Origin of the sequence: Gilliamella sp. Choc5-1, from assembly GCF_001690595.1 — a bacterium.
Taxonomy (GTDB): Bacteria; Pseudomonadota; Gammaproteobacteria; order Enterobacterales; family Orbaceae; genus Gilliamella; species Gilliamella apicola_M.
In genome coordinates, this window is record NZ_LZHH01000004.1 from 1 (window position 1) to 1,241 (window position 1,241).

Sequence of the window (1,241 nt, forward strand, 5' to 3'; positions counted from 1 at the left end):
CTGATAATAGGACGAAAATCGCTATCCTAAAAGCAAATCGACATCGTTATAGCATAACAAAGCTATGTCAATATTTAGGATTATCAAGATATTATGCTTATTATCAGTGTAAATTGAATAGACAAACATCAGTAGGGCTTTATGCCGATAAAATCGTGACGCTATTTAATCAGAGCTATCAGTCTTATGGTACAAGACGAATTCGTTTTGATTTACAAAAAGAGAATATTTGGGTGTCATGCCGTTACATTGCTCGGGTGATGAAAGCCTTATTGCTGGTATCAAAATACACCGTTAAACGTTATCAATCTCACAATACGGAAGTGAATGAAACCGCCACAGAAAATCACCTGCAACGACAATTTGATGTAGGTGATAAAAAACAAATTGTTGTTGCGGATTTAACCTATATTCAAGTTAAGCAACGTTGGAACTATTTATGTGTTTTAGTGAACTTATCCGATAGGCAGATTGTCGGTTACCATGTTGGTCAACATAAAACAGCAGAGCTTGTTATGTCGGCATTAAGCCAAATTAAAATGCCATTATCGAAATTAGATTTATTTCATTCAGACCGAGGTAAAGAGTTTGATAATCGGTTATTAGCGGATTGTTTTAAGACATTTAATATCACGCATTCATTAAGCAAGAAAGGATGTCCTTATGACAATGCGGTAGCGGAAGCGACATTTAAAACAATTAAAACGGAATTTGTAAAAGGCCAACGTTTCAACTCAACGGCTGAGTTACAACGCGCTTTTTCGGCTTATGCTTATTGGTATAATCATAAACGATTACATTCTTCGTTAGGCTACTTGCCTCCCGTTGAATTTAAAAAACACTTACCCCTTAATTTTTTTGTTTGAAAATGTGTTGCCATTCCACATACAACTTTTTTAAGGGGTAAGGTAAACTTATCACAACTAAAAAAGGAACAAATATGAATAAGATTAAACGCAAAAGACGAACATTCACAGATGATTTTAAAAACCAAATGGTTAGTCTTTATCAACATGGTAAATCACGTAGTGAAATCGTTGCAGAATATGATTTGACGCCATCAGCATTGGACCGTTGGATAACGCAATCAAGCCAAAGTGGCTCATTTAAAACAAAAGATAATCGCAGTCCACAAGAACAAGAGCTAATCGCGTTGCGTAAAGAGCTTAAACAGCTGCGTATGGAAAACGATATTCTAAAGCAAGCAGCACTGATAATAGGGCGAAAATCGCTATCCTAAA

At 35.7% G+C, this 1,241-nt stretch carries 2 protein-coding genes; both read left to right on the plus strand.

The features are described from left to right. Window positions 1-17 precede the first annotated feature (17 nt). Complete coding sequence (locus A9G35_RS00195) at window positions 18-866, plus strand: IS3 family transposase (protein ID WP_255305875.1); 849 nt, start codon at window positions 18-20, stop codon at window positions 864-866. A 74-nt stretch (window positions 867-940) separates the two neighbouring features. Then, window positions 941-1,240: a transposase gene (locus A9G35_RS00200; protein WP_065635196.1), complete on the plus strand. Its 300-nt coding sequence runs from the start codon at window positions 941-943 to the stop codon at window positions 1,238-1,240. Window position 1,241 lies beyond the last annotated feature (1 nt).